The following is a 6,444-nucleotide window of genomic DNA, read 5'->3' on the forward strand; positions in this document are numbered from 1 at the left end:
CTCGAACAGCTGCATCCCGCCGGAGACGCCGAGGACGGCGGCGACCAGGTAGTACAGCCACCACCGGCCGGTGCTGCGGCGCGGCTCGGGTGCGGTCACGGGTCCAGCTCCTCGCGCAGCGTGGCCTGCTTGGCCAGGGTGTACTCCTCGTCGGTCAGCTCGCCGGAGGCGTGCAGTGCGGCCAGCCGCTCCAGCCGGCCGGCGACGGACATGGCCGCGGCGGCCGGGTCGTCGTCCCGCCGCGGTCGCGGCACCACCCGCGCCGGCTCGGGCGTCAGGGGCGGACGGGCGCCCGCGGGCACCGGGGTCGCGGGCACCGGGGTCGGGACGGCGGCGGAGGCCTTGCGCGTGCGGCGCGCGTCGCGGGCCACCGACAGCCACAGCAGCAGCGGTCCGGCCCCCATGAGCACGAAGAGCACGCCGCAGACCACGTAGCCGACGGCGATGTCCTCGCCCATCGGCGGGTCGAAGCCGTCCTCGAGGAAGTTCCAGCCGAGCGTGAGGAACAGCGCCGGCCAGGCCAGCAGCAGCGGCAGCGGCGCCCGCAGCACCGCCGCGCCCCAGAGCGTGGCGATCAGGCAGGTGATCGCGGAGACGAAGACCAGCAGCAGCGCCGTCCCGGTGCCCGACGGGCAGGGCTGGGCGGAGACGTACGGGCCGCCGTCGGCGCACGAGCCGCCGACCGCGGTGACCGACCGCATGATCAGCGACAGGAGCGTGATCCCGGCCGCGCCGGCGGCGACGCCGACGCCGAGGACGACGACGGCGGCCGCCCGCTTGGCCGGAGTGGCGGGAGCCGGGCCCGTTCCCGCCGTGGTCATGCCGCTCCTTTGGTCACGATCCGATCACGGCGGGGAAGGCTAGGGCCTGCGACACCTCGTGCGGAAGGGCTGGAGGGGTGCACCGACCCGGTCGGGCGGTCGGGTAGTCTGGTCCCGCACTCGTCCGGGTGGCGGAATGGCAGACGCGCTAGCTTGAGGTGCTAGTGCCCGTATAGGGCGTGGGGGTTCAAGTCCCCCCTCGGACACGTCGACGTGGGGATCTCCCCCGTCCCGAACGGCCGGCCGGAGGCGGGACCTCCCGCCACGGCCGACGCCGCAGTTCCTCGCGCGCCGGGTGATCGTGTCCCCGGGTGGCCCTGCCCACCATGAGCTGATGACGTCCAGCCGGGCCTCGCCGAGGGACAGGGACCGGACCGCGACGCTGGCGGACGGCCGGCGGATCTCCTGGGCCGAGTACGGCAGCCCGTCCGGAGCGCCGCTGCTGCTGCTGCACGGCTCACCGGATTCCCGGCTGCAGCTGGCGACGGCGCACGCCCCGGCGGAAGCGGCCGGGATCCGGGTCGTCGCCCCCGACCGCCCCGGATACGGCCTCAGCGACCCGAAGCCGGGCGGGACGGGCTACTCCGAGTACGGCGACGACCTGCGGCAGCTGCTCGACCACCTCGACGTCTCCACGGTCACCCTGTGCGCGTTGAGCGGCGCCGGCGGGTTCGCCGTCGCCACCGCCGTCACGCAGGCCGACCGCGTCGACCGCCTGCTCCTGGTCTCCGCCGGCCTGCCGGCGCCGCGGTCGGCGACCCGCGGGCAGGCGCTGCCGGTGCGGCTGCTCCTGCTGCTGGCCGCCCGCGCTTCCGGCGTGGCGGCACGGGTGCTCGCCCGGCCGGGGTTCGACGATCTCGACTCGCCTGTCGGGAGGCTGGCGCTGCGCATGTTCCCCGCCGCCGACCGTCGCGTCCTCGCCGACCAGGACCTGCGGGCCCACCTCGCCGAGGACGCCCGCGAGGCGGCGCGGCAGGGTCCGGCCGCAGCGGTGCAGGACCTGCGCCTCGGCTCGGGACCGCTCGGCGTGTCGCTCGGGGACCTGCGCGTGGACACGGTCCTGCTCCACGGCACGGACGACGTCAACGTGCCCGTCGGGATCGCGCGCTGGGTCGCGGCGCAGGCCCCGTCGAGCCGGCTCGTCGAGGTCCCGGGAGCGGCGCACCTCTTCGCCCTCGAACGCCCCGAGTGGATCCTCGAGGGGGTGGTCAGGAGCGGGTGACAGCCGGTCCCCGTGGTAGGCGGGCATCCACCGATCGGTTGATCGGGATCGTCGCCGGTCGTCCGATGTCCCGGGCTCCCCGGGTCGCGACGCTGGGGGCATGACAGCGCAGCCCCCCGGATCCGCCACACCGGCCGTGGTCGTCAGCGGCCTCCGCAAGCGGTACGGGAAGAAGACGGCGGTCCAGGACGTCGGCTTCGCGGTCGGCGAGGGCGAGGTCTTCGGCATCCTCGGCCCCAACGGGGCCGGCAAGACCACGACGGTGGAGGCGGTCGCGGGTCTCCGCGTGGGCGACGCCGGCTCGATCCGGGTCCTGGGCATCGACCCGTGGACCGACCGCCCCGCGCTGACCCGCGTGCTCGGCGTCCAGCTGCAGGAGAGCCGCCTCCAGCCGAAGATCACTGTCAACGAGGCGCTCCAGTTGTGGAGCTCCTTCTACGACGACCCGCTGCCGTGGCGCGGACTCGTCGAGCGGCTCGGCCTCGGCGCCCAGGGCGACACCCGCTTCACCGACCTCTCCGGTGGCCAGCAGCAGCGGCTCTCCGTCGCGCTGGCCCTCGTCGGCCGGCCGCGGGTGGTCGTCCTCGACGAGCTCAGCACCGGCCTCGACCCGCGTGCCCGGCGCGAGGTGTGGGAGATCGTCCGCGAGCTCCGCGCCGACGGCGTGACCGTCCTGCTCGTCACCCACTCGATGGAGGAGGCGCAGCAGCTGTGCGACCGGATCGCGATCATCCACAGCGGCCGGGTCCGCGCCCTCGACACCCCCGACGGCCTCATCCGCGGCGCCACCGGCGCCACCATCACCTCGTTCACCGCCTCGGCCGCTGTCGATCTCGAGGACCTCCGCGCCGTCGACGGCGTGAGCAGCGTCCGCAGCGACGCCGGTCGCATCGTCGTCGAAGGGGTCGACGGCGCGGCCCTCGCCGTCCTCGACCGGCTGCGCAAGCAGCGCGTCACGCCGTCCGGCCTGCGCGTCGTCGACGGTTCCCTCGACACCGCCTACCTGGACCTGACGTCCGCGACCACCGAGGAGACGCCCGCATGAGCACCACCGCCGTGGACACCCGCTCCGGGAGCAGCGGCGCCGGCGCCGCGGTGCTCCGCGCCGAGGCCCGGCTCTTCGGCCGTGAGCTGGGGTCCCTGTTCTGGATCCTGCTCTTCCCCACGATCCTGCTGCTGATCATCGGCGCGATCCCCGGCTTCCGAGAGGCCGACGCGGACATCGGCGGTCAGCGCGTCGTCGACCTCTACGCCTCGATCGCCGTGCTGCTGGCGATGATCATGGCCGCGATCCTGGCGATGCCGTCGGTGATCGCCGGCTACCGCGAGCGGGGCGTCCTGCGCCGGCTCCGCACGACGCCGGTGCACCCCGGTGCCCTGCTGTTCGCCCAGGTCGGCCTGCACGCGGCCGCCGTCCTGGCCTCCGTCGTCCTGGCGCTGGGCGTGGCGCGCCTCGTCTACGGCGTCCCGCTCCCCCGCCACCTGGGCTGGTACTCGCTCTGCACCCTGCTCGCCACCGCGGCGGCGTTCTCCATCGGCGCCGTCATCACCGCCTCGGCCAGGAGCACCCGGATCGTGCAGACGGTCGGCACCGTCGTCTTCTTCCCGACGATGTTCACCGCGGGCGTGTGGGTGCCCGTGCAGTCGATGAGCGGCTGGCTGCACGACGTCGTCGTCCGCACACCGCTGGGCGCGGCGGCCGAGGCGCTCAACGACTCGCTGGTGGGCAGGACCCCGGACGCCGCCGACCTCGCGGTGATGGCCGTCTGGACGGCGGTGCTCGCGCTGGTCTCCGTGCGCGCGTTCCGCTGGGAGTGACGGCCGGGTTGCGAGGATGACCGGCATGGACGAGGAGCGGGTGCTGCGGCTGCTGCCGCTCGGTCTGCTCGCGCTGGCCACGGTGGTCGCCACGGTCGCCGCTCCCGGCATGGGGGACGCCGCGGCCGACGTGCGGGTCACGCTGGCGCTGTCGGCGGTCACGGCCGCGTGGGTGCTGCTCACGCCCGCCCCGGGCGTCGTGAACTACGCCGGGCGCACCGCGCTCGCGTTCGCGCTGTGCTGGCTCAACCCCTTCTACGCGATCTTCGCGTGGATCGGCTACATCGACGCGTTCTCGGTGCTGCGCGGCGCCTGGGTGCACGTCGCCGTCGCTGTCGTGGCGGTCACCCAGGCCGGCGCCCAGGCCGGGGGGTTCCCGCCGCAGGGCGTCGTCCAGGTCGTGGTCTTCGTCGCGCTCGTCGCGCTCAACGTGGGGCTGGTGACCGTCTTCATGCGGCTCGCCGAGCAGACCGAACGGCGCAACCTGGAGCTCGAGCGCCTCAACGCCGACCTGCAACGGCTGCTCGACGAGAACGCCTCGCTGCACGCGCAGCTCCTCGTGCAGGCCCGGGAGGCGGGCGTGCAGGAGGAGCGCCGGCGACTGGCCCGCGAGATCCACGACACCATCGCCCAGGGGCTCGCCGGCATCGTCACCCAGCTCGAGGCGGCCGTCGGCGGCGAGCGGCAGGAGCGGGCGCTGCGGCTGGCCCGCCAGGCGCTCGGCGAGGCACGCCGCTCGGTCCTCGCGCTCGCGCCCCGGGACCTCGACGGCGCGACCCTGCCCGATGCGCTCGGGTCGGTCGTCGACGTCTGGGCCGCCGAGCGCGCCGTCCGGGCCGACGTGGCGGTCGTCGGCGACCCGGTGACCCTGCACCCCGAGGTCGAGGCGACCGTGCTCCGCATCGCGCAGGAGTCGCTCACCAACGTGGCCAAGCACGCCGGGGCCAGCCGGGTCGGCGTGACCCTCTCCTACGACGACGGCGAGGTCGTGCTCGACGTCCGCGACGACGGCGTCGGGTTCGACCTGGCCGCGCCCACGACGGCGAGCTCCTTCGGGCTGCGCGGCATGCAGCAGCGAGCGGAGCGGCTCGCCGGCCGGCTCACCCTCGAGTCACGGCCGGGCGGCGGTACCGCGGTGTCGGTGCGGCTGCCGAAGCTCGCCAGGGAGGCGGCATGATGCCCGGCACCATCCGCATCGTGGTCGCCGACGACCACCCGGTCGTCCGCGACGGCGTCCGCAGCATGCTGGCCGCGGTGCCCGACTTCGAGGTCGTGGGTGAGGCGGCCAGCGGACCCGAGGCCGTGGCGCAGGTGCGGGCCACCGATCCCGACGTCGTCCTCATGGACCTGCGGATGCCGGGCGGCGGTGGCGTCGACGCGGTCCGCACCCTGCGCGCGGAGGGGCTGCGGGCCGCCGTCCTCGTGCTCACCACCTACGACACCGACTCAGACACCATCGCCGCCATCGAGGCCGGCGCCACCGGCTACCTGCTCAAGGACACCCCCGCCGACCGGCTCTTCGAGGCGGTGCGCGCCACGGCGGCCGGCGAGACAGTCCTCTCCCCCGCGGTCGTGGGCCGGCTGGCCTCGCACGTGCGCACCCCCTCGGCGGCCGGGTCGCTGAGCGCGCGCGAGCGGCAGGTGCTCGCCCTCGTCGCACGCGGGACGTCGAACCGTGCCATCGCCGAGGAGCTGTTCGTCAGCGAGGCTACCGTCAAGACGCACCTGGTCCACGTCTACGAGAAGCTCGGCGTCAACGACCGCGCCGCCGCGGTGGCCACCGCCTACGAGCGCGGCATCCTCGGCTGATCGCCCGAGCCCGGCCGCCACGACCAAGCTCTCCCCCTCGGTGGGGCAGCGGCGTGGGGCGCCGCGCGCCCGCGGACCGCGCCAGTGGCGCCGGAGGGCGAGGAGACGGACGGCGAAGACGGCGCCGGCGACGCCGGCGCCCAGCGCCGGACCGTCCACGCCGGCGGTGGGGGCGGTGCCGACGACGAGGGCCCCGACCAGCGCCGGCACCGCGTAGAGCTCGGAGTCCGGGCGCACCAGGGCCGGGACCTCGCGGGCGATGACGTCGCGGAGCACGCCGCCGCCCACGGCGGTCGTGACCCCGAGGCAGGCCGCGGCCACCGGCGCGAGGCCGGCGTCGAGGGCCTTCTCGGTCCCAGCGCATCCTGCGCACCCCCGATCCCCGGGCCCGCGCCACGCTGGTGGCCGGCCACCTGCGACGGCTCGAGTCGGAGCTGGACCGCACCCGTGCGGCGGTGTCGTCGCTGCGCCGGCTGCTGCAGCCGGAGCCGCCACCGCTGGACGTCGAGCTGCGCGCGGTCCCGGCGACCACGGTGGCCGCGGTCGAGGACGACGTGGCGCACGACGACGTCCTCGCCTGGTACGCCGGGGCCATGGCCGAGCTGGACGCGGCCGTGACCCGGCCGACCGGTGCTCCCGGAGGCCTCTACGACAACGAGCTCTTCGCGGAGGGGGGGGGGGGGGGGGGGGGGGCGGGGGGCGGCGCGGGCCCCCCCCCCCCCGCGCCGCCGGCGGGCGGGCGGCGCGCGCCGCCCCCGCCCCGCGCCCCCCCGC

The 6,444-nt window shown here is 75.8% G+C and carries 6 protein-coding genes, 1 tRNA gene and 2 pseudogenes; 7 read left to right on the forward strand and 2 right to left on the reverse strand.

What is annotated here, in order from left to right; all coding sequences use genetic code 11:
- Positions 1 to 95: 95 nt before the first annotated feature.
- A complete protein-coding gene (locus tag ACI8AF_RS25355; protein ID WP_456542551.1) occupies positions 96 to 821 on the reverse strand; it encodes an SHOCT domain-containing protein in 726 nt (241 codons plus the stop codon).
- Positions 822 to 943: 122 nt separating this feature from the next.
- On the opposite strand from ACI8AF_RS25355, the gene ACI8AF_RS25360 reads away from it, so the two are divergent.
- The 6 genes from ACI8AF_RS25360 (at position 944) to ACI8AF_RS25385 (ending at position 5,670) form a co-directional block, all read left to right on the forward strand.
- Positions 944 to 1,027: transfer RNA gene (locus ACI8AF_RS25360), tRNA-Leu, on the forward strand.
- 128 nt (positions 1,028 to 1,155) lie between these two features.
- The gene (locus tag ACI8AF_RS25365; protein ID WP_456542552.1) at positions 1,156 to 2,043 is read left to right on the forward strand and encodes an alpha/beta fold hydrolase; all 888 of its coding nucleotides are present in this window, start codon (positions 1,156 to 1,158) and stop codon (positions 2,041 to 2,043) included.
- Between the two features lie 100 nt (positions 2,044 to 2,143).
- Entirely contained in the window at positions 2,144 to 3,088 is a 945-nt protein-coding gene (locus ACI8AF_RS25370; RefSeq protein ID WP_456542553.1) for an ABC transporter ATP-binding protein, read from the forward strand.
- The gene (locus ACI8AF_RS25375; protein ID WP_456542554.1) at positions 3,085 to 3,861 is read left to right on the forward strand and encodes an ABC transporter permease; all 777 of its coding nucleotides are present in this window, start codon (positions 3,085 to 3,087) and stop codon (positions 3,859 to 3,861) included. Before ACI8AF_RS25370 ends, ACI8AF_RS25375 begins: the two co-directional genes overlap by 4 nt.
- Before the next feature lie 16 nt (positions 3,862 to 3,877).
- Positions 3,878 to 5,038: a sensor histidine kinase gene (locus ACI8AF_RS25380; RefSeq protein WP_456542555.1), complete on the forward strand. Its 1,161-nt coding sequence runs from the start codon at positions 3,878 to 3,880 to the stop codon at positions 5,036 to 5,038.
- Positions 5,035 to 5,670, forward strand: a complete 636-nt coding sequence (locus tag ACI8AF_RS25385; RefSeq protein WP_456542556.1) for a response regulator — start codon at positions 5,035 to 5,037, stop codon at positions 5,668 to 5,670. Before ACI8AF_RS25380 ends, ACI8AF_RS25385 begins: the two co-directional genes overlap by 4 nt.
- A gap of 240 nt (positions 5,671 to 5,910) precedes the next feature.
- Here ACI8AF_RS25385 and ACI8AF_RS25390 read toward each other — a convergent pair.
- Positions 5,911 to 6,165, reverse strand: a pseudogene (locus tag ACI8AF_RS25390) (TRIC cation channel family protein); the annotation flags it as partial.
- Here ACI8AF_RS25390 and ACI8AF_RS25395 point away from each other — a divergent pair.
- A pseudogene (locus tag ACI8AF_RS25395) lies at positions 6,072 to 6,444 on the forward strand (hypothetical protein); the annotation flags it as partial. The pseudogenes ACI8AF_RS25390 and ACI8AF_RS25395 overlap by 94 nt on opposite strands.

The organism is Blastococcus sp. SYSU D00669 (assembly GCF_054050715.1).

Excerpts from the sequence above, each read along its gene's own strand:
- ACI8AF_RS25355 (WP_456542551.1), bottom strand. The coding sequence starts at position 821 with ATGACCACGGCGGGAACGGGCCCGGCTCCCGCCACTCCGGCCAAGCGG.
- ACI8AF_RS25365 (WP_456542552.1), top strand. The coding sequence starts at position 1,156 with ATGACGTCCAGCCGGGCCTCGCCGAGGGACAGGGACCGGACCGCGACG.
- ACI8AF_RS25370 (WP_456542553.1), top strand. The coding sequence starts at position 2,144 with ATGACAGCGCAGCCCCCCGGATCCGCCACACCGGCCGTGGTCGTCAGC.
- ACI8AF_RS25375 (WP_456542554.1), top strand. The coding sequence starts at position 3,085 with ATGAGCACCACCGCCGTGGACACCCGCTCCGGGAGCAGCGGCGCCGGC.
- ACI8AF_RS25380 (WP_456542555.1), top strand. The coding sequence starts at position 3,878 with ATGACCGGCATGGACGAGGAGCGGGTGCTGCGGCTGCTGCCGCTCGGT.
- ACI8AF_RS25385 (WP_456542556.1), top strand. The coding sequence starts at position 5,035 with ATGATGCCCGGCACCATCCGCATCGTGGTCGCCGACGACCACCCGGTC.